Source organism: Seohaeicola zhoushanensis (assembly GCF_014656415.1).
GTDB classification, from domain to species: Bacteria; Pseudomonadota; Alphaproteobacteria; order Rhodobacterales; family Rhodobacteraceae; genus Seohaeicola_A; species Seohaeicola_A zhoushanensis.
On record NZ_BNCJ01000018.1, the window covers coordinates 42038 to 68213 of the forward strand.

The 26176-nt window shown below is 65.6% G+C and carries 27 protein-coding genes; 17 read left to right on the forward strand and 10 right to left on the reverse strand.

Features of this window, described 5'->3' with window-relative positions; genetic code table 11:
• Positions 1-70 precede the first annotated feature (70 nt).
• Positions 71-880, forward strand: a complete 810-nt coding sequence (locus IE266_RS21120; protein WP_189682115.1) for a division plane positioning ATPase MipZ — start codon at positions 71-73, stop codon at positions 878-880.
• 13 nt (positions 881-893) lie between these two features.
• Here IE266_RS21120 and IE266_RS21125 read toward each other — a convergent pair whose 3' ends face one another.
• Entirely contained in the window at positions 894-3668 is a 2775-nt protein-coding gene (locus IE266_RS21125; protein WP_189682116.1) for a protein kinase domain-containing protein, read from the reverse strand.
• A gap of 125 nt (positions 3669-3793) precedes the next feature.
• On the reverse strand, positions 3794-4225 hold the full coding sequence (locus IE266_RS21130) for a MarR family winged helix-turn-helix transcriptional regulator (RefSeq protein ID WP_189682117.1): 432 nt from the start codon (positions 4223-4225) through the stop codon (positions 3794-3796).
• A gap of 71 nt (positions 4226-4296) precedes the next feature.
• Between IE266_RS21130 and hmgA the strand changes: the two genes are divergently transcribed.
• The 8 genes from hmgA (at position 4297) to IE266_RS21170 (ending at position 12012) form a co-directional block, all read left to right on the forward strand.
• Positions 4297-5652: a homogentisate 1,2-dioxygenase gene (gene hmgA, locus IE266_RS21135; RefSeq protein ID WP_189682118.1), complete on the forward strand. Its 1356-nt coding sequence runs from the start codon at positions 4297-4299 to the stop codon at positions 5650-5652.
• Positions 5653-5888: 236 nt separating this feature from the next.
• Entirely contained in the window at positions 5889-7148 is a 1260-nt protein-coding gene (gene fahA, locus IE266_RS21140; protein WP_189682119.1) for a fumarylacetoacetase, read from the forward strand.
• Positions 7149-7237: 89 nt separating this feature from the next.
• Positions 7238-8188, forward strand: a complete 951-nt coding sequence (locus IE266_RS21145) for an MBL fold metallo-hydrolase (RefSeq protein ID WP_189682120.1) — start codon at positions 7238-7240, stop codon at positions 8186-8188.
• A gap of 5 nt (positions 8189-8193) precedes the next feature.
• Positions 8194-8457: a hypothetical protein gene (locus tag IE266_RS21150; protein WP_189682121.1), complete on the forward strand. Its 264-nt coding sequence runs from the start codon at positions 8194-8196 to the stop codon at positions 8455-8457.
• Between the two features lie 3 nt (positions 8458-8460).
• A complete protein-coding gene (locus IE266_RS21155) occupies positions 8461-10083 on the forward strand; it encodes an FAD-dependent oxidoreductase (protein WP_189682122.1) in 1623 nt (540 codons plus the stop codon).
• A complete protein-coding gene (locus tag IE266_RS21160; protein ID WP_189682123.1) occupies positions 10080-10277 on the forward strand; it encodes a DUF2783 domain-containing protein in 198 nt (65 codons plus the stop codon). Before IE266_RS21155 ends, IE266_RS21160 begins: the two co-directional genes overlap by 4 nt.
• Entirely contained in the window at positions 10270-10911 is a 642-nt protein-coding gene (gene maiA, locus IE266_RS21165) for a maleylacetoacetate isomerase (protein ID WP_189682124.1), read from the forward strand. The genes IE266_RS21160 and maiA overlap by 8 nt, the downstream gene beginning before the upstream one ends.
• Positions 10912-11064: 153 nt before the next feature.
• A complete protein-coding gene (locus IE266_RS21170; protein WP_229864363.1) occupies positions 11065-12012 on the forward strand; it encodes a cyclase family protein in 948 nt (315 codons plus the stop codon).
• Positions 12013-12078: 66 nt separating this feature from the next.
• On the opposite strand, the gene mnmH is transcribed toward IE266_RS21170, so the two are convergent.
• Positions 12079-13152 (reverse strand): tRNA 2-selenouridine(34) synthase MnmH, encoded by a 1074-nt coding sequence (gene mnmH, locus IE266_RS21175; RefSeq protein ID WP_189682126.1) that lies wholly within the window; start codon positions 13150-13152, stop codon positions 12079-12081.
• Positions 13153-13256: 104 nt separating this feature from the next.
• On the opposite strand from mnmH, the gene IE266_RS21180 reads away from it, so the two are divergent.
• Positions 13257-13718 (forward strand): MarR family winged helix-turn-helix transcriptional regulator, encoded by a 462-nt coding sequence (locus IE266_RS21180; protein ID WP_189682127.1) that lies wholly within the window; start codon positions 13257-13259, stop codon positions 13716-13718.
• Between the two features lie 6 nt (positions 13719-13724).
• Here IE266_RS21180 and IE266_RS21185 read toward each other — a convergent pair whose 3' ends face one another.
• The 4 genes from IE266_RS21185 to IE266_RS21200 all read right to left on the reverse strand — a co-directional run bounded on the left by IE266_RS21185 (position 13725) and on the right by IE266_RS21200 (position 16025).
• Complete coding sequence (locus IE266_RS21185) at positions 13725-14390, reverse strand: SOS response-associated peptidase (RefSeq protein WP_189682128.1); 666 nt, start codon at positions 14388-14390, stop codon at positions 13725-13727.
• Positions 14391-14432: 42 nt separating this feature from the next.
• The gene (locus IE266_RS21190) at positions 14433-15041 is read right to left on the reverse strand and encodes a glutathione S-transferase family protein (protein WP_189682129.1); all 609 of its coding nucleotides are present in this window, start codon (positions 15039-15041) and stop codon (positions 14433-14435) included.
• Positions 15042-15116: 75 nt separating this feature from the next.
• Positions 15117-15581, reverse strand: coding sequence for a GFA family protein (locus IE266_RS21195; protein ID WP_189682130.1), 465 nt, complete (start codon positions 15579-15581; stop codon positions 15117-15119).
• Between the two features lie 57 nt (positions 15582-15638).
• Positions 15639-16025: a hypothetical protein gene (locus IE266_RS21200; RefSeq protein ID WP_189682131.1), complete on the reverse strand. Its 387-nt coding sequence runs from the start codon at positions 16023-16025 to the stop codon at positions 15639-15641.
• 313 nt (positions 16026-16338) lie between these two features.
• Here IE266_RS21200 and IE266_RS21205 point away from each other — a divergent pair, with 313 nt between their 5' ends.
• The gene (locus IE266_RS21205; protein ID WP_189682132.1) at positions 16339-16560 is read left to right on the forward strand and encodes a hypothetical protein; all 222 of its coding nucleotides are present in this window, start codon (positions 16339-16341) and stop codon (positions 16558-16560) included.
• A gap of 51 nt (positions 16561-16611) precedes the next feature.
• On the opposite strand, the gene IE266_RS21210 is transcribed toward IE266_RS21205, so the two are convergent.
• Positions 16612-18171 (reverse strand): bifunctional metallophosphatase/5'-nucleotidase, encoded by a 1560-nt coding sequence (locus IE266_RS21210; RefSeq protein WP_189682133.1) that lies wholly within the window; start codon positions 18169-18171, stop codon positions 16612-16614.
• A gap of 132 nt (positions 18172-18303) precedes the next feature.
• Here IE266_RS21210 and IE266_RS21215 point away from each other — a divergent pair, with 132 nt between their 5' ends.
• From IE266_RS21215 to arsC, 3 genes are read left to right on the forward strand one after another with little or no spacing between them, the layout of a single operon-like run.
• Positions 18304-18642 (forward strand): DUF952 domain-containing protein, encoded by a 339-nt coding sequence (locus IE266_RS21215; protein WP_189682134.1) that lies wholly within the window; start codon positions 18304-18306, stop codon positions 18640-18642.
• On the forward strand, positions 18639-19697 hold the full coding sequence (locus IE266_RS21220; protein ID WP_189682135.1) for a quinone-dependent dihydroorotate dehydrogenase: 1059 nt from the start codon (positions 18639-18641) through the stop codon (positions 19695-19697). Before IE266_RS21215 ends, IE266_RS21220 begins: the two co-directional genes overlap by 4 nt.
• The gene (gene arsC, locus IE266_RS21225; protein WP_189682136.1) at positions 19694-20035 is read left to right on the forward strand and encodes an arsenate reductase (glutaredoxin); all 342 of its coding nucleotides are present in this window, start codon (positions 19694-19696) and stop codon (positions 20033-20035) included. The genes IE266_RS21220 and arsC overlap by 4 nt, the downstream gene beginning before the upstream one ends.
• A gap of 139 nt (positions 20036-20174) precedes the next feature.
• Here the strand turns inward: arsC and IE266_RS21230 are convergent, their stop codons facing one another.
• Both IE266_RS21230 and IE266_RS21235 read right to left on the reverse strand, forming a co-directional pair.
• On the reverse strand, positions 20175-21674 hold the full coding sequence (locus tag IE266_RS21230; protein ID WP_189682137.1) for a CRTAC1 family protein: 1500 nt from the start codon (positions 21672-21674) through the stop codon (positions 20175-20177).
• A complete protein-coding gene (locus IE266_RS21235) occupies positions 21664-22869 on the reverse strand; it encodes an ROK family transcriptional regulator (protein WP_229864365.1) in 1206 nt (401 codons plus the stop codon). The genes IE266_RS21230 and IE266_RS21235 overlap by 11 nt, the downstream gene beginning before the upstream one ends.
• A gap of 158 nt (positions 22870-23027) precedes the next feature.
• Here IE266_RS21235 and xylF point away from each other — a divergent pair, with 158 nt between their 5' ends.
• The 3 genes from xylF (at position 23028) to IE266_RS21250 (ending at position 26174) form a co-directional block, all read left to right on the forward strand.
• Positions 23028-24056, forward strand: coding sequence for a D-xylose ABC transporter substrate-binding protein (gene xylF / locus IE266_RS21240; protein ID WP_189682138.1), 1029 nt, complete (start codon positions 23028-23030; stop codon positions 24054-24056).
• Between the two features lie 79 nt (positions 24057-24135).
• Positions 24136-25428, forward strand: coding sequence for a sugar ABC transporter permease (locus IE266_RS21245; RefSeq protein WP_189682139.1), 1293 nt, complete (start codon positions 24136-24138; stop codon positions 25426-25428).
• Positions 25425-26174 carry an ATP-binding cassette domain-containing protein gene (locus IE266_RS21250; RefSeq protein ID WP_189682140.1) on the forward strand — a complete coding sequence of 250 codons (750 nt, stop codon included), beginning with the start codon at positions 25425-25427 and terminating at the stop codon, positions 26172-26174. Before IE266_RS21245 ends, IE266_RS21250 begins: the two co-directional genes overlap by 4 nt.
• Positions 26175-26176: the final 2 nt, after the last annotated feature.

Here is a 26176-nt window from a genome sequence, read left to right on the forward strand (position 1 = left end):
TCCGCTTAGACACTAAATATAGTGGCCGGAACAAGCGAACTGTGCAAAGCAGCTGTGAAGAGGTCCGGGCATGGCACATATCATCGTCGTGGGGAACGAAAAGGGCGGCGCGGGTAAATCCACCGTCTCGATGCACGTGGCAACCGCCCTCGCGCGGCTCGGCCACAAGGTCAGCGCGCTCGACCTCGACCTGCGCCAGCGGACCATGGCGCGCTATGCCGAGAACCGGCTGACCTTCCTCCAGAAGGCCGGGCTGGACCTTCCCAGCGCGAGCTGCCACGACCTGCCCGAGATCGATCCGGCGGCCCTGCGCCCCGGCGAGAACATCTACGACCACCGCCTCTCGGCGGCGGTGTCGCAGCTTGAGCCCGACAGCGATTTCATCCTGATCGACTGCCCCGGCTCGCATACCCGCCTCAGCCAGGTCGCCCACTCGCTGGCCGATACGCTGATCACGCCGCTGAACGACAGCTTCATCGACTTCGACCTGCTGGCCCAGACCGACACCACCGGCGAGAAGATCCTCCGCCCCTCGGTCTATTCCGAGATGGTGTGGAGCGCGCGGCAGCTGCGCGCGCAGGCCGGGCTCAAGCCGATCGACTGGGTGGTCATGCGCAACCGGGTCGCTACCCAGCGCATGGTCAACAAGGAGAAGATGGAGCGCGCGATCAAGATGCTGTCCGAGCGGCTTGGCTTCCGGGTCGCGCCGGGCTTTTCCGAACGGGTCATCTTCCGCGAACTCTTCCCGCGCGGGCTGACACTGCTCGACCTCAAGGATATCGGGGTCAAGCAGCTGAACATCTCGAACGTCGCCGCCCGCCAGGAGCTGCGCGACATGATGAAGGCGCTGAACCTGCCGGGCGTGAAGATCACCTTCTGACGCCCGGAGCGGTTCAGGCGAAGGCCTTGTTCGCCTCTTCGAGTTCCTTCAGGATCGCCGCGTATTGCGGATCGTCGTGGAGCGCCTTCAGTTGCTTGCGCGCGGCCGCGATCTTGTCGCGCTCGGCGGCGATCTTCTTGTCGATGTCCTCGAGGTCGACCCGGCTCTTGTCCGATCCGAGCTGACCAGTCATCTGCACGATCTTGTCGTCGAGCCCCTTGATCCGCTTGTCATTGGAGTCGATGTCGCGCTCGAGGTCCTTTTTCTTCTTGGCGTCCCACTCCTGCCCCAGCTGCCGCGACAGCCGACGCCCGCGCGATTCCACCTGGGCTTTCAACAGTTCGGCCTGGCGGATCTTCACCTGAAGCAGCCCGTCGGACTTGCTGAGCTCCAGCTGCCGGATCTGGCCCTCGGCGCGGTTGATAACGTTGCCAAGCTCGGCCGCCTGCTTGCCCAGCGTCTTGGAATAGGCCACGGTCGCCTTCTTCAGGCGGGTCAGATCTTCCTTGGTGTAGTTCTGGTCGACCTCGTCGAAATAGCTGCTCATCAGGACCGCATCCAGCGTGGGCCGCTTGTCGGGGTCCGGGTCCTTCATCCGGTTCATCAGCCGCGTCAGCGACGAGACCTGAGCCACCTTGCCTTCGTCGTCGGTCGACTGTGACGGTCCCGGATTCGCGCTCGAGAACTTCTCCTTGAAGGTGCCCTCGCCCCGCAGCGGATCGGTGACACGTTCGAGGATCTCGCCCAAGGTGAAGTTGTCGGACTTCTGCGTGACGGCCTTGCCATCCCCGAAGAGTTCCGGCGGCTCGTAGCCCGGCGTGAACTCGTCCAGGCCCTTGATCGCCTCGTCGTGGGTATCGACGTGCCGCGCGAGCCCGAAGTCGGCCACCTTGAACGTGCCGTCCTCGCTGACGAAGATATTGGCCTCCTTCAGGTCGTGGTGCGTCATCCCGCTGGCTTGCATCGCCTTCATGCCGGTGATGATCTCGCGCATCTGCTGGGCCATCATCGCCTGTCGGGCGCCATCGGTGAGAAGGCCCGATTTCTCGGCCGCGCTCATCGAGTCGGAGTATTTCTCGGCGTCACCCGCGCCGGCGAGGTCCATCACGATCAGCGGTGCTCCGTTGGGGGCCAGCACCATGCCTTTCATGTCGAGCACGTTCTCGGGACAGTCGCCATCCTCGCCGCCGCTGACCGCGCGGTGATTGCTCACCTCGCTTTTCAGCGTCTGGTGCTCATCCTCTTCCATCGCACTGTCCGCGCTGAAGCCGCGGGGTGTCTTCAGCACCACTTCGTTGCCATTGGCGTCCTTGGCCAGGTAGACCGTGCCGCCGCCGCCCTGACCGAGGAACTTGATGTTCCCGTAGACCACGCCGCCGATGGTAAACTCACTCAGCTTGCCGTCGTCGCCGACCTTGGCCTTGTCGGGGTATTTCTGCTGGGCGGCTTCGCGCATGGCGTCGCCCGCAGCCTTGATCTTATACCAGACGGTCGGGTCGATTGTGTCGGGCTTGTCGGGGTCGAACTGAATGCCCGAGGCCTTGGCCGCCTCGACATACCAGTCGCGCTGGCTGCGCGTACACATCTCGAAGACCTCGTCGGGCACGGTGCCGTTGGCGAGCAGCGCGTCCATCGCATCGGAGACCCCCTTGCCCGCCGCCGCGCCGATCTCGTCGGGGCGCTTGCGGGTGTCGGTCACATCGATGCCGAGGTCGTCCATCATCTCGGCGGTGTCGAAGGGCCGGATCCGCGTGCTGGTGATGAGCGAGGTGTCCTCGGTCATCGAGAGCATGGCGTTGTCGGTCTTCAGAGCTTCGAGATAGGCTTTCTTGGCCTTCTCGAGCCGCTCCGCCTCGAGCTTGTCGAGATGCTTGAACTGATCTGCGAGCTTCTGCGCGGCCTCCTTGGCCTCCGGGCCCTCCAGCCGTTTGCCGGCATCGTCGGTCGCGGCCAGCACCTCCATCGGGGGCGGGCTGGTCTTGGTCTTCAGCACCTCGAGCAGCGTGTTGCGCTGGGTGCGCAGCGCGGCGGACATCTCGCTGGCGAGTTCCGAGCCACTACCGGCCAGGAAACTGGAGCGCACCTGCTGGTCGAGGAAGGCATAGCGGGCGTTGTGCATACCCTTGACGGAGTCCGGGTCTTTCTTGCCCAGCAGCTGGATATTGTGCGAGATCAGGGCGAGCAGCGAGGGGATGGTCGGCGCATTCGCCATCATCGCCTTGTATGTCTGTACCCCCTGGTTGACGTTGGCCTCAAGCGCGTCCCACTCCATCATCAGTTCCTTCTGGCGCCGCAGGTTCTCGCCTGCCAGGGAGATAATGCCGTCACGGGTATTCTCGGAGGTCGGATCGCGCAGGATCCGCGCCTCGTCGATCACGTCGGTGGCGCCAAGGGCCAGCAGGTCGCGGATGCGGCGCTGTTCGGTCTGCAGACGTCGGACGCTGGCTTCCAGGTCGTCGAGCTCGGCGTTGATGGCGCCGAGACTGATGCCGCCCTTGACCACGGTGGCGGCGGCACGGGCGTTTGCCTTGACAGATTTCAGATCGTGGTAGGCCCCCTTGAGATCGCCGCCCTCGGCCTTCTTCGTCGCGGCATCCACTGCCTGCTTCAATGCGGCCAGTTGGGGGTGTTCCGGCGGCAGCGCCTTGATCTCGGCCTCGGCCTTGTCGCGCCGGCGCCAGAACTCCTGGACCTGCGATTTCAGCGCCTTCTTGGCGAAATACTTCTTGGTGTCATATCCGAGATGCTTTTGCAGGAACTGCAACTGAGCCGGGGTCAGGTCTGCCATCGATACCTCTTGAAAAACGTGAAACGAAGAAAACTGGTCCGTGTGGGCACGGTTCTAGCAACAAAATTCGCTGTGCCAAAAGAAATTTGCGGCCGGCAAGACCGCGGATCCGGCAAGCGCGCCTCTTAACCGGCGAGCTTGACCAGCAACCGGCGCAGCGTGGCGGACTCGTCCGCCGTCAGGTCGCGCACCAGCGCGGCGTCGTATTCGCGGGCCACCTGGCGCAGTTCGCGGTAGGCCGCCAGCCCGGCGTGGGTCAGTTCCAGGTGCTCGGACCGGCGGTCGCTCTCGTCTGGGGTTCGCTGCAGAAAGCGCCGCTCGGCCAGGCGCTGAACGGCGCGGCTGATCTTGGTCTTGTGGGTCCGCGCCCGCTGGCCGATTTCGGTGGCCGTCATCCGCCCGTAGATGCCGAGATGGAAGAGGACCCGCCACTCGGTGCGCAGCATTCCGTAGCGGCTCTTGTAGACCCGCTGGAAGGCGAGGCTCGATTCCTCGGCCGCCTGGTTCAGCAGGTAGGGCAGGAATAGGTGCAGGTCGAAATCGTCTTTTTCGGTCATGGCGGCTCCTTTTATGTTGTTAGTTACAAAATCAACTATTACCTCCGCAACCAGCAAAGGGAGGAACGCCCATGAACCGACCGACTCATCCGCACAAGTTCGTCCAGGCCACCGGCCAGACCGGCATCACCGAGGGCTACATGCCCGGCTTCGGCAACGACTTTGAAACCGAGGCGCTGCCGGGCGCGCTGCCGCTGGGCATGAACTCGCCGCAAAAGTGCAACTACGGGCTCTATGGCGAACAGCTTTCCGGCACGGCCTTTACCGCCAACCCGCCCGAGCGGACCTGGTGCTATCGCATCCGCCCCTCGGTCAAGCATTCCGCGCGCTACCAGAAGATCGACCTGCCCTACTGGAAAAGCGCGCCGCATGTGAACGACGACGTGATCAGCCTTGGCCAGTATCGCTGGGATCCGGTGCCCTATGCCGGGCAGAAGCTGACCTGGCTGACCGGGATGCGCACCATGACCACGGCCGGCGACGTGAACACCCAGGTCGGCATGGCCAGCCATATCTACCTGGTCACCGAAAGCATGGTCGACGCCTATTTCTTCTCGGCCGACAGCGAGCTGCTTGTGGTGCCGCAGGAAGGCAGGCTGCGCTTCTGCACCGAGCTGGGCATCATCGACCTCGCCCCGCAGGAGATCGCCATCATCCCGCGCGGGCTGGTCTATCGCGTCGAGGTACTGGAAGGGCCCTGCCGCGGCTTCGTCTGCGAGAACTACGGCCAGAAGTTCGAACTTCCGGGCCGCGGCCCGATCGGCGCAAACTGCATGGCCAACCCCCGCGACTTCAAGGCGCCGGTGGCGGCCTACGAGGACCGCGAGGTGCCCTCGACGCTGACCATCAAGTGGTGCGGCCAGTTCCACGAGACCGAAATCGGGCAGAGCCCGCTCGATGTCGTCGCCTGGCACGGTAACTACGCGCCCTACAAATATGACCTCTCGACCTACTGCCCGGTCGGAGCGATCCTCTTCGACCACCCCGATCCGTCGATCTTCACCGTGCTGACCGCGCCCTCGGGCGTGCCGGGCACCGCGAACATCGACTTCGTGCTGTTCCGCGAGCGCTGGATGGTGGCCGAGGACACCTTCCGTCCGCCGTGGTATCACAAGAACATCATGTCCGAGCTGATGGGCAACATCTACGGCCAGTACGACGCCAAGCCGCAGGGGTTCGTCCCCGGCGGGATGAGCCTGCACAACATGATGCTGCCGCACGGACCGGACCGGAACGCCTTCGAGGGCGCCTCGAACGCCAAGCTGGAACCGCACAAGCTCGACAACACGATGTCGTTCATGTTCGAGACCCGCTTCCCGCAGCACCTGACCGCCTTCGCGGCCAAGGAAGCGCCGCTGCAGGACGACTACATCGACTGCTGGTCGGACCTCGAGAAGAAGTTCGACGGCACGCCGGGCAAGAAGTAGGCCGGCCTCCGGCATCGCGGACACCGGCGGCGGGGATTGACCCCGCGCGCCGGGACCGGGACAAGGGGAAACCCGACGGAGCCAGCGAGAAGGAGATGCCCGGTGAGTGACGCAATGAAGGATCTGCTGTTCTGGATCGCCCTCTTCATCGTCCTCGGCGTGGTGTTGCGCTGGCTTCAGAAGCGCAAGCAGAACAAGGACTAGGCGGCACGACCGCCAGAAACGGAAAGACGAACATGCCTCTGATGAAAAGCTGGGTCGCCTCGGCCAATCGTGCCGATTGCCCCTTTCCACTGAACAACCTGCCCTATGGCGTGTTCTCCACCGGCGATGACGAGGACGCGCGCTGCGGCGTGGCGATCGGCGACATGGTGCTCGACATGGCCGCGGCCGAGGAAGAGGGTCTGGTCGACCTCGGCGACGAGCCGCTGTTCGACCTGCCGTTCTGGAACGCCCTGATGGAAGAAGGCCCGGCGGTCTGGGCCGCGCTGCGCGCGCGCCTGACCGCGCTGCTCGCCGAGGGCGCGAAGGAGCGTGACAAGGTCGAGCCGTTGCTGGTGCCGCTGTCCGAAGTGACCATGCACATGCCCTTCATGGTCAGCGAATACACCGATTTCTATGCCGGCCGTCACCACGCCACCAATGTCGGCACCATGTTCCGCGGCGCCGAGAACGCGCTGCCGCCGAACTGGCTGCACATCCCGATCGGCTACAACGGGCGCGCATCGTCGGTGGTGGTCTCGGGCACCCCGGTGCGCCGCCCCTGGGGCCAACTCAAGAGCCCCGAACACGACCTGCCCGCCTTCCTGCCCTGCCGCCGTTTCGACCTCGAGCTGGAGATGGGCGCCATCGTCGGCGTGGACAGCGACGGCCCGATCACCGTGGCCGAGGCCGATGCCAATATCTTCGGCTACGTGCTGCTGAACGACTGGTCGGCGCGTGATATCCAGGCCTGGGAATACCAACCTCTTGGGCCGTTCCAGGCCAAGGCGACCGCCACCACCATCAGCCCCTGGATCGTCACCCGCGCCGCGCTGGAACCCTTCCGTGTCGACACCCCGGCGCGCGAGTTCGAGCTGCTTGACCATCTCAAGGACGTCGGGCCGATGCTCTACGACATCGACCTCGAGGTGACCCTGGCCCCGGAAGGCAAACCGGCCACCACCATCGCCCGCACGAACTACCGCGAGATGTATTACTCCTCGGCCCAGCAGCTGGCGCATCACACCACCTCGGGCTGCCCGATGAACGTGGGTGACCTGCTCGGCTCGGGCACCATCTCGGGCGCGGGCAAGGACGAGCGCGGCTCGCTGCTGGAACTGAGCTGGGGCGGCAAGGAACCGCTGACGTTGGACACCGGCGAGACCCGCAGCTTCCTGCAGGACGGCGACACGCTGACCCTGAAGGGCGCGGCGCATGGCGATGGCTATACCATCGGCTTCGGGGATTGCGCGGGGCAGGTACTGCCGGCGCTGGAGAACCCCTACGCCAGGTGAGGAAACCGGGGTGCGCGATGAATGCGCACCCTACGAAGCGACTCTGTAGGGTGCGCATTCCTTGCGCACCCCGAGAAAGGAAACAGACCATGGCCAAGGCATTCGCGTCCCAGGGCGATCTCGACGAGAAGAAGATCAGTTTCACCGAGGTGGGCGAGGGCCTCTGGGCCTTCACCGCCGAGGGCGACCCGAACTCGGGCGTCATCATCGGTGACGACTCGGTAATGATCGTCGAGGCCCAGGCCACGCCGCGCCTGGCCAACAAGGTGATCGAGAAGGTGCGCGAAGTCACCGACAAACCGATCACCCACGTGGTGCTGACCCACTATCACGCCGTGCGCGTGCTGGGCGCCTCGGCCTTCGGGGCGCAGCAGGTCATCATGGGCGAGAAGGCCCGCGCTATGGTCGCCGAGCGCGGCCAGGAAGACTGGGACAGCGAGTTCCAGCGTTTCCCGCGCTTGTTCCAGGGGCATGAATCCATCCCCGGCCTGACCTGGCCGACCACCACCTTCAACGACCGCATGACCGTCTACCTGGGCAAGCGGCGGATCGACCTGATGCACCTTGGTCGCGCCCATACCGCCGGCGACATCGTGATCCACCTGCCCGACGCCAACACCATGTTCACCGGCGATATCGTCGAATACCACTCGGCCTGCTACTGCGGCGATGGTCACTTCGCCGACTGGACCGGCACCCTGGACAACATCCGCGCCTTCGGCCTTGACGCCATCGCGCCGGGCCGGGGGGACGCGCTGGTGGGACAGGACATGGTCAACGCCGCGCTCGACGCGACGGCGGATTTCGTGACCTCGACCTATGCGCCCGCCCGCCGTGTCGCGCTGAAGGGCGGCACGCTGAAGGACGCCTGGGACGCGGTGCGCGCGGAATGCGACCCGAAGTTCAAGGATTACGCGATCTACGAGCACTGCCTGCCCTTCAACGTCGCCCGCGCCTATGACGAGGCGCAGGGTATCGACAACCCCCGCATCTGGACCGCCGAGCGCGACATGAAGATGTGGGAAGCCCTGCAGGGATAAAGCCGATGAGCGCCACCCGGATCCTGATGCTTGCCCTTGGCGCCGTGATCTTCGCGGCCTGGGCTTACAACATGTTCCGGGTGTTGTTCCTGCTGCGCAAACGCGCCGAGGCGGAGAGTGGGCGTCCATTTCCGGGACCCGGCCAGGCGCTGCGCCAATGGGGCCGCTTCTTTCGCGGCCCCGAAGACAAACCGCTGCGCCAGCGCCTGACCGGGCTGACGATGGGCCTGCTGGCCTGGCTGGTCGGATTGGCCTGGATGGGAGAGTGAGCGATGGCCTATGACTATACCCCCTTCCCCTATGTCTCGCCCCCCGGCCTGACCGCGCCCGAGGCGCGCCACCGGGTGGTGATCGTCGGCGCGGGGCCCATTGGCCTGGCCATGGCGATCGACCTGGCGCAGCGCGGCGTGGCCTCGGTCGTGCTCGACGACAACAACGTGGTTTCGGTCGGCAGCCGGGCGATCTGCTGGGCCAAGCGCACGCTCGAGATCTTCGACCGGCTGGGCGTGGGCGAGCGGATGCTGGCCAAGGGCGTCACCTGGAAGATCGGCCGCCAGTTCCACGGGGCCGAAGAGGTCTACAGCTTTGACCTGCTGCCCGAGGAAGGCCACAAGTATCCCGCTTTTATCAACCTCCAGCAGTATTACGCCGAGGAATACCTCGTCGACCGCGCCCGCGACTTCCCCGAGCTGATCGACCTGCGCTTCAAGAACAAGGTCGTCGCACACGAGGACCGGGGCAACCATGTCGCCCTGACCGTCGAGACCCCCGAGGGCACATATTCGCTGCAGACCGAATACCTGCTGGCCTGCGATGGCGCGGGCTCGGCCACGCGCGAACGGATGGGGCTGGATTTCACCGGCCAGACCTTCCAGGAGCAATTCCTGATCGCCGATATCGAGATGGACGAGAGCCCCTTCGGCCCGGACCCGGTGCCCGAACGCTGGTTCTGGTTCGACCCGCCCTTCCATGCCGGCAAGTCGGCGCTGCTGCACGCCCAGCCCGACAATATCTATCGCATCGACCTGCAGCTTGACGTCGATGCGGACGGCAAGGCCGAGGCCGCGCCCGAAAAGGTGATCCCGCGCATCAAGGCCATCGTCGGGGACAAGCCGTTCCGGCTCGACTGGGTGTCGGTCTACAAGTTCCGCTGCATCAAGCTCGACCGTTTCGTGCACAACCGGGTGATATTTGTCGGTGACAGCGCCCATGTGGTCAGCCCCTTCGGCGCGCGCGGCGGCAATGGCGGCATCCAGGACATCGACAACCTGGGCTGGAAACTGGTCGCCGTTCTCGCCGGCGAGGCCGACGAGCGGCTGATCGAGACCTATCACGACGAACGCAGCCACGGGTCGGCCGAGAATATCCTGAACTCGTCGCGGGCCACCAACTTCATGACGCCCAAGACCCCGATCGAGGCGCTGTTCCGCGCCGAGGTGCTGCGGCTGGCCCATGACCAACCCTTTGCCCGCAAGCTGCTGAACTCGGGCCGCCTCTCGGTGCCCTGCTCGCTGGAAGGCTTCCCGCTGCAGACTCCGGGCACCGGCGCGGTGCCCTCGGGCCGGGCCGTTGTCGATGCGCCGATCAATGGCCCCGAGGGAGACGGCTGGCTGCTGGAACAGGTCCAGACCGGCGGTTTCACCCTGGTGGGCTTCGGCGACGTGCAGCTGCCCGAGGTCGACGGCATCGCCCGCGTCGGCATCAACCAGCGCAGCGCCGATTATCCCTGCTTCACGGCGCTCAAGGGGCTGGCCATCCGCCGCTATGGCGAGGGCCGCGCCTATCTCTTCCGCCCCGACGGCCATGTCTGCGCCAGCTTCACGGCGCCCGAGGCCGACGCAATCCTTGCCGCCCGCGCCCGCGCGATGGGTGCCGAACTGGAACCCAGCCGATGACCATCGCCCCCGACCGTCTCAGCCCCTTCCAGGACGAATTCTACAGCGCCCTGATGCAGGCCCACGAGGGGCTGACCGAGGCACAGAGCCACGCCCTGAACGCGCGGCTGGTGCTGATGATGGCCAACCGCATCGGCGACCTCGACTCGCTGGTGGATATCCTCAAGACCGCACGGAGCTATGAGCATGGCTGAGACCGTCCTTTTCGACTATTGGCGCTCTTCGGCCAGCTACCGGATGCGCATTGCGCTCCAGTTGGCCGGGATCGAATACACCTCGGTTCCCGTCGACCTGCCTACCCGGCAGCACCGCACGCACGAGCACCTGGCCCGCAACCCGCAGGGTTTCGTGCCCGTGCTCGACATCGACGGAGAGCGCTTCACCCAGTCGCTGGCGATGCTCGAATATCTCGACGAGACGCGCGGGATGAACCTGCTGCCGAAGGATCCGGTCGGCCGCGCCCATGCCCGCGCGCTGGCCTATGCCATCGCGGTCGACCTGCACCCGGTCTGCAACCTGCAGGTGGCAAGCTATGCCAAGGAGATGGCGGGCGGCGACCAGGCGGCGATGGAGCAATGGATGAAGCGGTTCATCCGGCCGGGGCTGGAAGCCTTCGAAGCCCTGCTCGGCGGGTTCACCCAGGCGCCCTATTGCTGTGGCGACGCACCGGGCCTCGCCGATATCTGCCTGATGCCGCAGATGTACAACGCCGCCCGCTGGGGCGTGGAAACCGCCGACCTGCCGCGCCTGACGGCGGTTGCGGCGGCCTGCGCGCAGCATCCGGCCTTTGGCGCCGCGCATCCCGACAAGTGGCAGCCGGCCGGCTGAGGATATCCACAACCCATGCGCGAAAACCTGCCGTTGCGGCAAGTGGTCGCACGGCTTTCCTTGCCTGAACACGAATCCGTGTGATCATCGGCTTTGTCCGATGTGCGGAAAATTATTTCGCATATGCGGCAAAACATCAGGGAGGGAAAACAATTGAAATTCAAGACGATTACCACATTGGCTTGCGCGCTCGGCCTGTCTGCGCAATTCGCAATGGCGCAGGACTGCGCCGAATCGCAATGGGGCAAGGATGACACCATCGGCGCCGCCAACCGCGTCACCCCCGAGAACACACTGAAGGCTGCCGCCCTTATCAAGCAGGGCAAATCGATGCCGCTGGGCATCGTCATCGACAGCAATACCCCTGCCTTTCCGCCGCGCAGCCTCAATCTGCAGGTCGTGCAGCCCAACCAGCAGGGCGGCCAGAAGCTGACGCAGTTCGGCTATCCGGGCAACTACAACGACGACATCCTGCAAACCTGGATCGGCATCGGCAGCCAGATCGACGGGCTCGGGCATCTCGGCGAGAAAGGTTATTACTACAATTGCCTCAGCGAAACCGAGATAAGCGCCATCACCGGTCTGACCAAGCTTGGCACCCATGACATCCCGCCGATCGTCGCTCGCGGCGTGATCATCGACATGGCCAAGCACTTCGGCAAGGAGGTGCTCGACGCCGGGGAGCATTTCGGCGAGGCCGAGATCAAGGCCGCCGCCACGGCGCAGGGCGTCGAGATCCGCGAGGGCGACGTGGTGCTGTTCCACACCGGCTGGACCGAGGGCAAGCTCGACAGCGACCCGACGGCCTGGGTTTCAGGCGAGCCGGGCATCAACGTCGACGGTGCGCGCTACATGGCCTCGCTCAACCCGATCGCGGTCGGGGCCGACACCTGGGGCATCGAGCCGATCCCGCCGGCGCCGGGCGACGGAGCCTTCTACGGCCATGTCGTCCTGCTCAAGGAGAACGGGATCTACATCCTCGAGACGATGAACACCGGGCCGATCCTGCGCGACGGGGTGAACGAGTTCATGTTCGTCCTCGGCCAGGCGCGGATCCGCGGGGCGGTGCAGATGATCATCAACCCGGTGGCGCTCTATTAAGCCTTGTTTCGGATCGCTGCGCGATCCGACCGGCGGGCGGGGCGTCCTGCGGACGCCCCGCCCGCTTCAGTCCAGCAGGCCCTTGGCCCGGATCTGCTCGACTGCCTCGGCTACCCGGCCGACGGCGCTGTCGAGACCGGCATCATCGAAACTGTCGACCTTGACCTGCGCCGCCACGGTATGGGCATGGGCGCGGCGCGAGGTATCATAGGCGGGATCGTAATGCTGTTCCATCAGCGCGCGGGTGATCCCGGCCTTGTCGCCAACGCCGATCAGCTTGTCCCATTCGTCGACCACCGCATGACCGCGGAAGCGGCGCAGGAACGAGAGCTTGCGACTCAGCCCCTCGGCATCCGACAGCACGTCGTCATAGGCCTCGACCAGATAGCCGGTGCGGGCGGCGATATCGGCCTCCACCTCGATCCGGGGCGCGGCCTTGAGCGCCTCCCAGATGCTGGGCGGCAGGTTCAGCCGGCCGATCTTGCTCGACTCCGCCTCGACCAGCACCGGCCGGCTGGGGTCAAGCCGGCAGAGCACCCCGGCGAGCCGGCTGTCGAAGGCCTTCTGCGAGGGCTGCGGTTCGGCCATCGCGCCCAGCAGCGAGCCGCGGTGCGCCGCCGCGCCTTCGAGGTCGAGAACCTGCATCCCTTTCGCCTCGGCCCGTTTCAGCAGCTCGGTCTTGGCGGTCCCGGTATAGCCGTCGAGCGCCACGAAACGAAGTGGCAGAGGCGTGTCGTAGAGCATCCCCGCCACCAGCCGCCGATAGGTGCGATAACCGCCCGATATCGCCTCGGAGCGCCAGCCGATCTGGCCCAGCATCCAGGCGAAGGAGCCTGAACGCTGCCCACCGCGCCAGCAATAGACCAGCGGCCGCCAGCCGCCGTCCTTGGAGCTCAGCACCGTCTCGATGTGGTTGGCCGCGTTGCGGAACACCAGCGCCGCGCCGATCTTGCGCGCAAAGAAGGGGCTTTGCTGCTTGTAGATCGTGCCGACCCGCGCGCGTTCCTCGTTGTCGAGTACCGGCAGGTTGATCGCGCCGGGTATATGGTCCTCGGCGAATTCGGCGGGGCTGCGCACGTCGATCACGGTATCGAAACCGTGGTCGAGCAGAGCCTTGAGTGAGGTGAATTCCATCGCCATGGGCAAGTCATAGCCTGCGAAGGTTCAACGCGGAAGAGCGGAAGGGCTACGGCAAAATCATAAGCATACTTGCCATTTTTCCCGCGACACCGCAGGATGTGGACATGGAGTTCCACCGTATGCCCGGCCACCTGGTGCGGCGTCTCAACCAGATATCCACCGGCCTCTTCATGGAGCGCATGGCCTCTGCGGGCCTGACGCTGACACCGGTGCAATTCGCCGCGCTGAATGCGCTGGCGGACCGTCCCGGTATCGACCAGGCGACGCTTGCCGGGATGGTTGCCTATGACCGGGCGACGCTGGGCAAGGTCGTCGACCGGCTGGAGGAACGCGGGGCGTTGCGCCGTGACGTCTCGCCAACCGACCGTCGCGCACGGGTGCTGGAACTGACCGAGGCCGGCCACGCGCTTTACCAGTCCGCATTGCCGCATGTACAGGCCATTCAGCCGCAGATCCTGACGGGACTGAACGAAGAGGAACGCGCGCGACTGATCGAACTTTTGGAAAAGGTTACAATGGCCGGGAACGACATGAGTCGCGCGCCCCTTCGTCCGCCGGAGGACTGACGGGCGTCAGCCCTCGGTCAGCGGTTCGATCAACTGGGCGCCGCTGGCCCGGTTGGAATTGACCTCGGTCGAAACCCGGAACCACTCCAGCACCCCTTCGCGCCCCGGCTTCATCAGCCGCGCTGCGCCTGTGCCCTCCTCACCAAGCCAGAGCGCAACCTCCTCGGGTTCGAGGATGAGCGGCATCCGATGGTGCAGCGCCGAGACCTCGTCATTGGCCCCGGTGGTCACGATGGCGCAGGTGTCCTGCGGCGTCTCGCGACCCCAGCTCTGCCAAAGCCCGGCAAAGGCGATCGGTCCGCCGTCGCTTCGGCGGAAATACCAGGGCAGGCGCTTGTCCTCTTCGTCCTTGGTCCATTCGTAGAAGCCCGAAGCCAGGATCAGGCAGCGCCTTTCACGGCAGGCCGCCTTGAAGGCCGGCTTTTCGGCCAGCGTCTCGGCCCGCGCATTGATCAGCAGCGGGCCGCCGTTCTCTTCCTTGTACCAATGCGGGATGAAGCCCCAGCGCATCCCCACGAGGCGGCGGCCGGTCTCACTGCTGCGCACGACGTGGACCTGATTGGTCGGGCACACGTTGAAATTGGGCACGTCCGGCAGGTCGTTCGCCGGCTGCGCCGCGAACAATTGGCCCATCGCGTCGGGTGGCAGGGTCACTGCAAAACGTCCGCACATGGGGCAAACCTAAACCCCATGCGCGGGAAAGCAATCCACCCGTCACGCCGCCGCCTGCATCGCCGCGTCGACCGCTTTCCAAGCGTCCAGAGCTTCGATCTGGGCCAGCCAGCGGTCGATATCGGGATAGCCGTCCATAGGGTAATGGCAGAGCGCGCGCAGGCAGAGCGGCGCGGCGACCGAGATATCGGCAGTGGTCATCGCGTCGCCCACCAGCCAGTTGCGCCCGGCCAGTGCCTTGTTCAGCACTTCGGCGAAGCGGCGGAAATCGGTAGCGGCGGCGGCGAGGTCGACGCTCTCGTTGTTGAACAGGTAGCGGACGATGTATTTGCTGCAGGCCGGGGTCCAGTGGCTTGCCTCCCAGAACTGCCAGCGCAGGATGTCGTAGCGGCGTGCGTCCGCTGGCCAGAGGTCGCTCTGCACCTCCGAGGCCAGGCGATCGATGATGACGTTGGATTCCCAGAGGCCGGTGCCGTCATCGAGTTCGAGGACCGGCATCTTACCATTCGGGTTAAGCGCCATGATCGCCGGCGCTTTCTGCGCGCCCGTGCGCAGGTCGACGATGTTCAGGGGCAGGTTCAGCCCGAGCAGGGTGTTGACCACCATCACCTTGCGCGAGTTCGGTGAGGGCGGAAAGACATGCAATTTCATAGTGGCCTCCATTATTTAACAATATAGATAATTAACTACATTGCAAAATATAGTCAACCTGATTCCATCGCCTGCTCAAACCTGCCCCCGCGCCCTTGCGCGCCGGGCCAATGCCGCGGCCGGCCAGAGTTTCTCAATATCGTAGAACTGGGCAAAATTCGGCACGTCCGGCGGCAGGATCACCCAGGCCTGCTTGCTATCGGTGAAGATGTGGACGTCGGGCGGGCAGGTGTCCGGATCCTCCAGCGTCCCCACCCGCACAAAGGCGAATTTGGGTCCGGCGCCGGGATAGTGGCTCCACAGAGCGACATGGCAGCTCGGGCAGCGATGAATGCGCTGGCCCTTGCCACTCTCGCTGGGAGTCAACACTTCGACGGTCTGGCCGGCGAGGCGTTCGACGCAAGCGGTCTCGACAAGCGCGTTCATCACGAAGGCCGAGCCTGTCTCGCGCTGGCACCAGCGGCAATGGCAGGCATGGACGAAGAGTGGGCGGGCGGTCAGGCGATAGCGGATCTCGCCGCAGGTGCATTGGCCTTGCATGAAAAGACTTTCGGGCTGAGGACACAGCCGAGATCACGCACCGATCGCCACCATCGGTCAAGCCTGCAGCCGTTCGGCACCCCACACGGCCGACAGATCCTCGATCAGCTTCTCGGTGTCGAATGGTTTCGCCAGCCGCATCGCGTCCGCCAATTCCTCGGGCAACGTGCGATCGTTCTCGTCATAGACGAAGACCATCGCGGGCACGTCGTGCTGGCGCGCCCGACGGGCCAGGGGCAACAGATGCGGCCAGCCGACATCGGGATCGATCAGCACGAGGCGGCAGTTGCGCAGGCTGTCGAGTATGGCCGCGCTGCGCTGACCTGGGCGATAGTGCAGAAAATCGAACCCTGCGTCGAGGAAGGCCGACTCGATATCGAGCCCGACCACCGCGTCATGGATAGCAGCAATGATCCAGGGTTTCTGCGAACGGGGTACGGTCATCTTTCTTGGCCACCAATTCCGGGATCGGGACGGCAGGCCACCATGGCGGCCAGCCAGAGTTGCGCAAGATCAGTACCTTGTTCACGAGATCCTTCTTAACCGCAATGGAACCAAAAGGCAAGTATTTTTCATATTTTTTCATTACAAATCAAATACATAATTTGATTAACCAGTGCACCTACCGCATAGCGGGGATACCCCTCAAGGGCCGATATCCGCTTGGACCCATCACAGAGGCGATGAATCCCATTTGTAGAGAAACCGTATCCGCCGTATTATGAGTAAGTTTAGGCAGAGCAGCACGATACGCGCCATGCAAGACGACAACGCCAAACGTTCGGACAGACTTCAGATCATGCTGACGCCCGAAGAGATCCGGGCGCTGGACGACTGGAGGTTCGAGGCCAGGATGCCCAGCCGATCGGCAGCGGTCCGGGAACTTCTGCGCCGGGGGCTCGAGGCCGAGGGCTACTTTACCCGCGCGGAAGGCGGCAGCGCCTCGGGCAGCTTCGGCATCCTCAACAACAAGGACTGACCGCCCCGAAATCAAAAGGGGCGCGCGTTGTCGCACGCCCCTTGACTTGGCTTATTTCCGGGTGATGCGCCCGTCGGTATAGGGCTTGTACGGGCCGTTCGCCGCCAGATACTCGGCCGTCACATCGGCCAGGTCCGGACCGAAGTCGTAAGCGTTCTCGGCGTTCACGAACATCTTGAAGCCGTCGCCGCCGGTGCGGACATAGTTGTTCGACACCACTCCATAGACCTTGTCCATCTCCAGCGGCGCACCAGCGACCATGATGTCGCTGACGCGGCTGCCCGCCGGTTGCGCCGGATCGAAGGTATAGGTCATGCCCGCCACCTGGGCGAAGCGTCCGCCGCCTTCCTCGACCTGGCTCACCCCATTCTCCAGCGCCTCCTTCACGACCGAACCCTTGACCTGGAAGGTCGACAGCGTGTTCTGGAAGGGCAGCACGGTCAGCACCTCGCCCATCGTCACCGGCCCGGCATCGATGCTGGCGCGCAGCCCGCCGCCATTGGCGATGGCGATCTGGATGCCCTGGTCCTTGACACGGGCCAGCATGGCGTCGGCCACGAGGTTGCCCATCGCGCATTCGACCTGGCGGCAGTTGTCCTTCGATCCGTCGATGGCCTCGGCCGCCTCGGCCACCACCTTGTTGCGGATCTCGTCGAGCGGCTTCGCCGCCTCGGCGATCCGCGCCACGGTGGCCTCGTCCTGCGCCACGGCGGCATCCATGATGATCGGTTCGCCCTTGGCCTCGGTCACGTTGCCGGCGTCGTCGAAGGTCACGTTCAGCTCGCCCAGGAACTTGCCATAGGCATAGGCGCTGACGATCGCCGTGCTGCCCACCATCGTCGGATAGGGGCCATCGGCCTTTTCGGCAGTGTTCGACAGGTAGGTGTTGGAATGCCCGCCCACGATCACGTCGACGCCCTTGGTATTGGCCGCGACCCGCTGGTCGACGCCATAGCCCGAGTGGCTGAGCACGATGATCTTGTTGACACCTTCGGCGGTCAGCTTGTCGACCTCGGCTTGCACCGCGTCTACCGGATCGGTGAAGATGATGTTCGGCCCCGGACTCGCCAGCTCGTCGGTATCCTGCGGGGTCAAGCCGATCAGCCCGATCTTCTCGCCGCCCTTCTCGATGATGGTCGACTTCTGCAGGACGCCCTTGAGAATTTCCTCGCCACTGAGGTCGGCGTTCGACATCAGCACCGGAAAGCTCACCGCGTCCATGAAGCCGCGCAGCACCTCGGGGCCGTCGTCGAATTCGTGGTTGCCCACGGTCATCGCGTCATAGCCCATCTTGTTCATCATCTCGGCGGCCAGCTTGCCCTTGTAATAGGTGTAGAAAAGCGTGCCCTGGAACTGGTCACCGCCGTCCACCAGGATAGAGTTGTTCGAGCGTTTCCGCGCCTCGGCAATTGCCGTCACCAGCCGGGCCGAACCGCCGAAGCATTTGCCCTCGGCGGCATCCTTTTCGCCGCAGCCGCTGTCATATTTGTTGATCGGCTCGAAGCGCGCGTGAAAATCGTTGGTGTGAAGGATGGTCAGGGAATAATCGGCGGCAGCCGTGCCGGCGGTAAAGGCCAGCGCGGCGGCGGAACAGAGGAATCGGGTCAGCATGGCAGCTCTCCTGTTGGTTATTGCCGGCGATGGTGCGTCGGCCCCTCGCGTTTTGTCAAAGGATAGCTCCTGCTGCCCCGGCGGCAGGCGCCGGGGCTTGCGAAAGACCGCCGCTCGGGGCATCAGGCACTCATGTTGATCTACAAGATTTTCCGCGCGCCCGAATGGGCGGCGCTGCAGGCCGCCGGTGAAACCGCCGGCGCGCCGGTCGATGTGGCCGATGGTTACGTGCATTTCTCGACCGCCGCACAGGCGCGCGAGACAGCGGCGAAACACTTCGCCGGCGAGGATGGGCTGCTGTTGCTGGCGCTCGAGGCCGAACCGCTGGGCACGGCGCTGAAATGGGAGGTCTCGCGCGGCGGCGCGCTGTTCCCGCATCTCTACCGCAACCTGCGGCTGACAGACGTGCTCTGGTCGCGCCCGCTGCCGCTGGTCGATGGCACCCACGCCTTCCCGGAGGACCTGGCATGAGCATCACCGAACGCCTCGGCCTTGCCGCGCTGCGCGCGCTGGACCCCGAGACCGCCCACGGGCTGGCCCTCAAGGCGCTGTGCCTGGGCCTGGCGCCGCTGCCCGGCATGGTGACCTCGCCCCGCCTGAAGACCCGCCTCGCCGGGCTGGAGCTGGCCAACCCGGTCGGGCTGGCGGCAGGTTTCGACAAGAACGCGGTGGCGCTGCACCCGCTGGCCCGCTCGGGCTTCGGCTTTGTCGAGGTCGGCGCCGCGACGCCGCGCCCGCAGGCGGGCAACCCGCGCCCGCGCCTGTTCCGCCTGACCGAGGACCGCGCGGTCATCAACCGCTTCGGCTTCAACAATGAAGGCATGGAAGCCATCGCGGCGCGGCTGGCCAAGCGTCCGAAGGACGCGGTGATCGGCCTGAACCTCGGCGCCAACAAGGACAGCGCCGACCGTGCGCAGGACTTCGTGGAGGTGCTGCAGTGCTGCGCCACCCATCTCGACTTTGCCACGGTCAACGTATCGTCGCCCAATACCGAGAAGCTGCGCGACCTACAGGGCAAGGCCGCGCTGACCGCGCTGCTGACCGGGGTGATGAACGCGCGCGACGCGCTGTCCCGGCCGATCCCCGTATTCCTCAAGATCGCGCCGGATCTCGACGCCGCCGGACTGGCCGATATCGCCGAAGCCGCTGCCGAGACCCGCATCGATGCGATCATCGCCACCAATACGACGCTGAACCGCGACGGGCTGACCTCGGCGCACCGGGGCGAGGCGGGCGGGCTGTCCGGCGCGCCGCTGTTCGAGCGTTCGACCCGCGTGCTGGCGCAGCTCTCGGCGATCACCGAGGGGCGGATCCCGCTGATCGGCGTCGGCGGTATCGCCTCGGCCGAGGACGCCTATGCCAAGATCACCGCCGGCGCCTCGGCGGTGCAGCTCTACTCGGCGCTGGTCTACGAGGGGCTGACGCTGGCCGCCCGCATCGCGCGCGGCCTCGACACCCTGCTCGCCCGCGACGGCTTTGCCAGCGTGGCCGAGGCGGTCGGCACCCGGCGGGGGGACTGGACATGATCGAATTCTGGCATAACCCGCGCTGCTCGAAATCACGCCAGGGCCTTGCCCTGCTCGAGGAGAAGGGCGCCGCGCTGCGCGTGCGCCGCTACCTCGACGAGCCGCCCAGCCGCGCCGAACTGACCGCCGCCTGGGAGGCGCTCGGCAGGCCGCCGGTGGCCGAGATGATGCGCACCAAGGACGCGGCCTTCAAGGAGGCCGGCCTCGACGGCAAGGATGATGCCGCCCTGCTCGACGCAATGGCCGCCAACCCGGCACTGATCGAACGCCCGCTGGCGATCCGCGACGGCCGCGCGGTGATCGGCCGCCCGCCGGAACGGCTGCTCGACCTGCTTTGAGGGATTGTGCCGCCGCGGGGCTCCGCCCCCGGACCACAGTGAGTATTTGAGAAGAGAAGAAGACATGGGCGCCTCCTGCTGCTTCTTCTCTTTCCAAATACTCCCGTCCCAGGCTACCCGCCCGACCTGCCGACAGCGGTCAGCGCCACAGTATCACCATCCGGTCGACCGCACTCTCCTGCCAGTCCGAGGCGGTGCCATCGGGCCAGATCACGCGCAACCGCACTGAAGTCACAGAACCAAGACCGAAATGCTCGGCCAGCGCACTGCCGCCGGCATGACCGCCGCCGACGGTGATCTCGCGGCGGCGCAGCGGGCCGTTGCCATCATCGACCTCGATCCAGGCGCCGACGGCCTGCGTGTTCGGGCCCGATGCAACAAGGCGTACCGCGAGCCAGTGGCCCTCGGGCTCCGACACGTTGCGCCAGAGCTCCATCGGGGCACGGCGGTTCACAACGGCGAGGTCCAGCAGGCCATCGCCATCGAGATCGGCCAGCACCGCGCCGCGCCCGCGTGCGAGGCTGGCGACGCCCGCGTCCATCCCCGCTTCGACAAAACTTCCGTCGGGCTGCTGGATCAGCAGATTGTTGGGGTCTTCCCAGGCGCTGTCAGGCATTTGTTCCACATTGCCCTTGGCGATGAAGATGTCGTCGCGCCCGTCGTTCGTCACGTCTCCGAAGGCCACGTGCCAGCCGGTCGAGGGCCGCCCGTCGCCGCCAGTGTAGGGCCGATGCGCGGTGGTGCCGAGCGCGTAGGGCACGTCCTCGAAGGCCGGGCCGTTCGCGCCTTTCATCCGGCGTTGCAGCCGCTGGTCGCCCATCGAGGTCATCATCACCTCGCCGGCGCCGTCGCCGTCGAGATCGCGCGCGGCGATGCCCATGCCCCAGAGCTTGTGACTCTGCCAGCCGTCCTGCAGGCCGTAGAGGCGCGGAACGGTTTCCATGGCCCAGAGCTGTTCCTCGCCGCCACTGACGTAATAGTGCCGGTCGTTGCTGACCCGCAGGTCGGCGCGGCCGCCGCCCCAGTCGGAGAACAGCATCGAGAGCGGGCAGAAACCGGGGGTCAGCTCGATCGGCGGGCCGTAACGGTTGCCCTCGGGACGGTAGAGCAGGTTGACGTCGCAGGCGCGGAACGGGCCGTTGGGATCGTCGCGATTGACGTAATTGCCGAAGGCCAGGGTCGGGAGGCCGTTGCTCCCCTCCCAGGTAGCCGAGAAGGCGGTGGTCCAGCGGGTGTCGCTGGTGAAGTCGAGCCCGTCGAAGGGCGTAAACCTGCAATCGGGGCCGCCCCGGAGCAGCAGGTTCTCGCCCACCCGCAGCACGGCGAGATCAAGCAAACCGTCGCCGTCGATGTCGAGCGGATAGGCCCCCGTCACTCCGGTGAGCGCCAGTGCAGGCGGCGTATCGGCCGTGAAGACCATGCCGCCGCGATTGCGCAGCAGCTTGGCCGGATTGGCCCCGCCGGCCGCGTAGAGTTCGGGCAGGCCGTCGTCCGAGCAATCGAAGGCCGCCACGCCGCCACCGACGAAATGCTCCCAGCCGCCGGCATAGGTATGCTCGGGCAGCGCCACCGGTTCGAACCGGGGCCCTGCGAGCGCGCCGGTCGGAAGCAGTAGCAGAAGGACCAGTTCAGGCCGCATTCTCGCCCAGTCCCCCCAGCGCCAGGTCCGAAACCTTGTCTAGCGCATAGGCCGCCGCGCCGCGCGCCCACATCAGGTTGCCCCACTTGTGGATCACCACCTCGGGCGGCGGCTTGTCGACCTGCACGATCGACTGGCGCATCTCGGCGATCACCGCTTCTGCGTAGAGATGGTCGAACTGCATCTGCTCACCGGCCAGGATGATGAGGCCGGGGTCGAAGATGTTGACGAGGTTGGCGAGACCGAGGGCGAAGATGCGCCCTGCCCGCTCGACGATGCGGCGCGCCATCTGGTCGCCGTCGCGGGCGGCGGCGAGCAGCGCCTCGATTCGGGCAGCGGCACTGGCGCTGGCGTCGGCACCCGGCATCGTCGCCGCTTCGCGCAGCAGGGCGTAATCGGCGACATAGGCTTCGAGACAACCGCGCTGGCCGCAGCGGCAGAGCGCGCCGTCGAGATGCACCTTGGTATGACCGAACTCTGCACCGCAGCCGCGGGTGCCGCGATAGAGCTCGCCGTTGATGACGAGGCCCATGCCGACTCCGCTCTCGATGGTCACGACGATGAAATCGGAGTGGTCCTGCCCGAGCCCGAAGGTCTTCTCGGCCACGGCCACGAGGTTGGCGTCGTTGTCGATGAAGGCCGGCAGGCCGAGCCTGGCGGAGAGGATTGTGCCGAATTCGACGTTGCGTTCGGCCAGCGAGGGGGACCAGTAGACCATGCCCGAGGTGGCATCGACGATACCGGCGATTCCGAACCCGACGCCAGAGATGTCGCCACGCGTGACGCCGGCCTCGGCCGCCAGCGCGTCGATCGCCCCGGCCAGCACCTCGGCCATGGCCTCGGGCGCGAAGCGGGGCGAGGCCAGTTGCACTTCCAGTTCGGCAAGCTGGGCGCCCTCGAAATCCATCAGCACCAACGAGAGCGTGCGGTTCGATATCTTGCCACCTGCGACCAGATGCGCCGCGCCGCGAATCTTGAGGTCGACTCGGGGCCGGCCACGGCGGGCATCGGGGTCGTCGCTGCTGGGGGCAATCTCCTCGATGAGACCGTGCTGGAGAAGCTCGGCAGTGATCGTGGTGACGGTCGCGCGGCTGATCCCGGTCTGGTCGGCCAGCGCGATGCGGGGAATCCGGCCGGCACGGCGGATGTCCTGAAGCAGCCTTCGGCGGCCATATTCCCTTTGCAGAACAGCCATTTGAGCGCGGCCTCCCTTCCTGCGCGCGCGGCCCGCAATGGCCACCCACTGGCACGTTAGACGATTTAATTTGATTTTCAAATTAAAATGGATCACGCTTTGGAGGCACGCCCGGAGGAGGAGAATACAATCCGGGCGCAACACAGTGGAGGGAGATCATGAGAATTCTTGCATCCGCGACGGCGATCCTCGCCGGCGCGTTCATCGGCACGACCGCGCTGGCCCAGGACCTGACCGTGGGCGTGAGCTGGTCGAACTTCCAGGAAGAGCGCTGGAAGACCGACGAGGCGGCGATCAAGGCCGCGCTCGAAGCTGCCGGCGCGAAATATGTCTCGGCCGACGCGCAGTCGTCTTCGGCCAAGCAGTTGACGGATATCGAAAACCTGATCTCGCAGGGCGTCAACGCACTGATCGTACTGGGCCAGGACACCCAAGCCGTCATCCCGGCGGTTCAGGCGGCAGCGGACGAGGAAATCCCGGTGATCGCCTATGACCGCCTGATCGAGGATCCGCGCGCCTTCTACCTGACCTTCGACAACGTCGAAGTCGGGCGGATGCAGGCCCGCGCCGTGCTCGAAGCCGCGCCGGAAGGCAACTACGTGATGATTAAGGGCTCGCCCACCGATCCCAACGCCGACTTCCTGCGCGGAGGCCAGCAGGAGGTGCTGCAGGCCGCGATCGACGCAGGCAAGATCAAGATCGTCGGCGAGGCCTATACCGACGGCTGGCTGCCGGCCAATGCCCAGCGCAACATGGAGCAGATCCTGACCGAGCAGGGCAACAAGGTCGATGCCGTGGTCGCCTCGAACGACGGCACCGCCGGCGGCGCGGTTGCGGCGCTGACCGCGCAGGGGATGCAGGGCATCCCGGTCTCGGGGCAGGACGGCGACCATGCCGCGCTGAACCGCGTGGCGGCCGGCACCCAGACGGTTTCGGTCTGGAAGGACGCGCGCGAGCTTGGCAAGGCGGCCGGCGAGATCGCCGTAGCGCTCGCCAAGGGCACCAAGATGGAGGACATCCCGAACGCGGTGAAGTTCAAGACCCCCGGCGGGAACGAGATGAACGCCGTCTTCCTCGCGCCGATGCCGGTGACCAAGGCCAACCTGACCGCAGTGGTCGATGCCGGTTGGATCACCAAGGAGGCGCTCTGCCAAGGCGTGACAGCCGGTCCGGCCCCCTGCAACTGACGACCTGATCCCTCGCCGTCCCGCACTGCGGGGCGGCGGGCCCCGGCATTGACCCATCCACAGGAGGGGCAGCGGCGACATGGCCGAAATCTCCCAAAATCCAGTGCAGAAACGGCGCGGCCTGATCGAGTCGCTCGATATCGACATGCGCCTTGTCGGCATGATCGGCGCGCTGGTGCTGATCTCGCTGGCCTTCAACCTGGCCACCGGCGGGGCCTATCTGAGCCCGCGCAACATCTTCAACCTGACGATTCAGACCGTCTCGGTCGCCATCATGGCCACGGGCATGGTCTTCGTCATCGTCACCCGCAACATCGACCTCTCGGTCGGGGCCCTTCTGGCGATCTGCTCCGCCATGATGGCGATGACGCAGGCGCGCTGGCTGCCGGGGATGCTCGGGCTGGAGCTCGGCTCACCGCTGATCGCGCCGCTGACGGTGGTTGTCGGCCTGGTCACCGGCACGCTGATCGGGGCGATGAACGGCTGGCTGGTCGGCTACCAGCTGATCCCGGCCTTCATCGTCACGCTGGGTGGCTTCCTGATCTGGCGCTTTGCCGGCTGGTATCTGACCTCGGGCCAGACCATCGCCCCGCTCGACCAGACCTTCCTCTTGTTCGGCGGCGCCGAAGGCACGCTGGGCGAGACCTGGTCCTGGATCCTCGGGCTGGCGCTGTCGCTGGTGGCGCTCTGGGCGATCTGGTCGGCGCGGCGCTCGAAGCTGGCGCATGACTTCCCGGTCAAGCCGCTGGGCGCCGAGCTGGCCCTGGCGGGCATGGCGGTCGCGGCGATCCTCGGCTTTGTCGCCATCCTGAACGCCTACGCGATCCCCAAGGGCAAGCTGCGGCGGCTGTTCGAAGCGCAGGGAATGGAGCTGCCCGAGGGCTATAGCGCCGGGCACGGCCTGCCCTACTCGGTGCTGATCCTGATCCTGGTTGCCGTGGTCATGACCGTAATCGCGCGGCGCACCCGGCTGGGGCGCTATATCTTCGCCACCGGCGGAAACCCGGATGCGGCCGAGCTTTCGGGCATCAACACCCGCCTGCTGACCGTCAAGGTCTTTGCGCTGATGGGGTTCCTCTGCGGGCTCTCCGCCGTGGTCGCCTCTGCGCGCCTGCAAAGCCACGCCAATGACATAGGCACGCTCGACGAACTCCGCGTGATTGCCGCCGCGGTGATCGGCGGGACAGCACTTGCCGGTGGAAGTGGCACAATTTACGGCGCAATCCTCGGCGCGCTCATCATGCAGTCGCTGGCAAGCGGCATGGGGATGGTCGGCGTCGACTCGCCGTTGCAGAATATCGTGGTGGGGGCCGTGCTGGTCTTTGCCGTCTGGATCGACATCCAGTATCGCAAGCGCTGGGGGAAGACATGACCACGCCACTTGTCGAGATGCGCGACATCTCCATCGCCTTCGGCGGCGTCCATGCCGTCGACCATGTCAGCGTCGATCTCTTCCCCGGCGAGGTGGTCGGGCTGCTGGGTCACAACGGGGCCGGCAAGTCGACGCTGATCAAGATCCTCTCGGGCGCCTACCGGGCGGACTCGGGCGAGATAAGGATCAACGGTGAGAAGGCCGAGATCTCCAACCCTCGCGATGCCCGCGCCTACAAGATCGAGACGATCTACCAGACACTGGCGTTGGCCGACAACCTGGATGCCGCCTCGAACCTTTTCCTTGGGCGAGAGCTGGTGACACCCTTTGGCATGGTGGACGACGACGCGATGGAGGCCGAGACGCGCAAGATCATGGCGCGGCTCAACCCCAACTTCCGCAAGTTCAACGTGCCGGTATCGGCGCTGTCGGGCGGGCAGCGGCAGTCGGTGGCCATCGCACGGGCGGTCTATTTCGATGCGAAGATCCTGATCATGGACGAGCCGACCGCCGCACTTGGCCCGCACGAGACGCAGATGGTCGCGGAGCTGATCCAGCAGCTCAAGGCGCAGGGCATCGGGATCTTCCTCATCAGCCATGACATCCATGACGTGATGAAGCTCTGCGACCGCGCTTCGGTGATGAAGAACGGCAAGCTGGTCGGCACGGTGAACGTCGAGGATGTGACCGACGACGACCTGCTTGGCATGATCATCCTGGGCAAACCGCCGGCAGGGACCGCCTGACC

Coding starts and splice junctions, on each gene's coding strand:
- IE266_RS21120 (WP_189682115.1), top strand. CDS start 71: ATGGCACATATCATCGTCGTGGGGAACGAAAAGGGCGGCGCGGGTAAA.
- IE266_RS21125 (WP_189682116.1), bottom strand. CDS start 3,668: ATGGCAGACCTGACCCCGGCTCAGTTGCAGTTCCTGCAAAAGCATCTC.
- IE266_RS21130 (WP_189682117.1), bottom strand. CDS start 4,225: ATGACCGAAAAAGACGATTTCGACCTGCACCTATTCCTGCCCTACCTG.
- hmgA (WP_189682118.1), top strand. CDS start 4,297: ATGAACCGACCGACTCATCCGCACAAGTTCGTCCAGGCCACCGGCCAG.
- fahA (WP_189682119.1), top strand. CDS start 5,889: ATGCCTCTGATGAAAAGCTGGGTCGCCTCGGCCAATCGTGCCGATTGC.
- IE266_RS21145 (WP_189682120.1), top strand. CDS start 7,238: ATGGCCAAGGCATTCGCGTCCCAGGGCGATCTCGACGAGAAGAAGATC.
- IE266_RS21150 (WP_189682121.1), top strand. CDS start 8,194: ATGAGCGCCACCCGGATCCTGATGCTTGCCCTTGGCGCCGTGATCTTC.
- IE266_RS21155 (WP_189682122.1), top strand. CDS start 8,461: ATGGCCTATGACTATACCCCCTTCCCCTATGTCTCGCCCCCCGGCCTG.
- IE266_RS21160 (WP_189682123.1), top strand. CDS start 10,080: ATGACCATCGCCCCCGACCGTCTCAGCCCCTTCCAGGACGAATTCTAC.
- maiA (WP_189682124.1), top strand. CDS start 10,270: ATGGCTGAGACCGTCCTTTTCGACTATTGGCGCTCTTCGGCCAGCTAC.
- mnmH (WP_189682126.1), bottom strand. CDS start 13,152: ATGGCGATGGAATTCACCTCACTCAAGGCTCTGCTCGACCACGGTTTC.
- IE266_RS21180 (WP_189682127.1), top strand. CDS start 13,257: ATGGAGTTCCACCGTATGCCCGGCCACCTGGTGCGGCGTCTCAACCAG.
- IE266_RS21185 (WP_189682128.1), bottom strand. CDS start 14,390: ATGTGCGGACGTTTTGCAGTGACCCTGCCACCCGACGCGATGGGCCAA.
- IE266_RS21190 (WP_189682129.1), bottom strand. CDS start 15,041: ATGAAATTGCATGTCTTTCCGCCCTCACCGAACTCGCGCAAGGTGATG.
- IE266_RS21195 (WP_189682130.1), bottom strand. CDS start 15,581: ATGCAAGGCCAATGCACCTGCGGCGAGATCCGCTATCGCCTGACCGCC.
- IE266_RS21200 (WP_189682131.1), bottom strand. CDS start 16,025: ATGACCGTACCCCGTTCGCAGAAACCCTGGATCATTGCTGCTATCCAT.
- IE266_RS21205 (WP_189682132.1), top strand. CDS start 16,339: ATGCAAGACGACAACGCCAAACGTTCGGACAGACTTCAGATCATGCTG.
- IE266_RS21210 (WP_189682133.1), bottom strand. CDS start 18,171: ATGCTGACCCGATTCCTCTGTTCCGCCGCCGCGCTGGCCTTTACCGCC.
- IE266_RS21215 (WP_189682134.1), top strand. CDS start 18,304: ATGTTGATCTACAAGATTTTCCGCGCGCCCGAATGGGCGGCGCTGCAG.
- IE266_RS21220 (WP_189682135.1), top strand. CDS start 18,639: ATGAGCATCACCGAACGCCTCGGCCTTGCCGCGCTGCGCGCGCTGGAC.
- arsC (WP_189682136.1), top strand. CDS start 19,694: ATGATCGAATTCTGGCATAACCCGCGCTGCTCGAAATCACGCCAGGGC.
- IE266_RS21230 (WP_189682137.1), bottom strand. CDS start 21,674: ATGCGGCCTGAACTGGTCCTTCTGCTACTGCTTCCGACCGGCGCGCTC.
- IE266_RS21235 (WP_229864365.1), bottom strand. CDS start 22,869: ATGGCTGTTCTGCAAAGGGAATATGGCCGCCGAAGGCTGCTTCAGGAC.
- xylF (WP_189682138.1), top strand. CDS start 23,028: ATGAGAATTCTTGCATCCGCGACGGCGATCCTCGCCGGCGCGTTCATC.
- IE266_RS21245 (WP_189682139.1), top strand. CDS start 24,136: ATGGCCGAAATCTCCCAAAATCCAGTGCAGAAACGGCGCGGCCTGATC.
- IE266_RS21250 (WP_189682140.1), top strand. CDS start 25,425: ATGACCACGCCACTTGTCGAGATGCGCGACATCTCCATCGCCTTCGGC.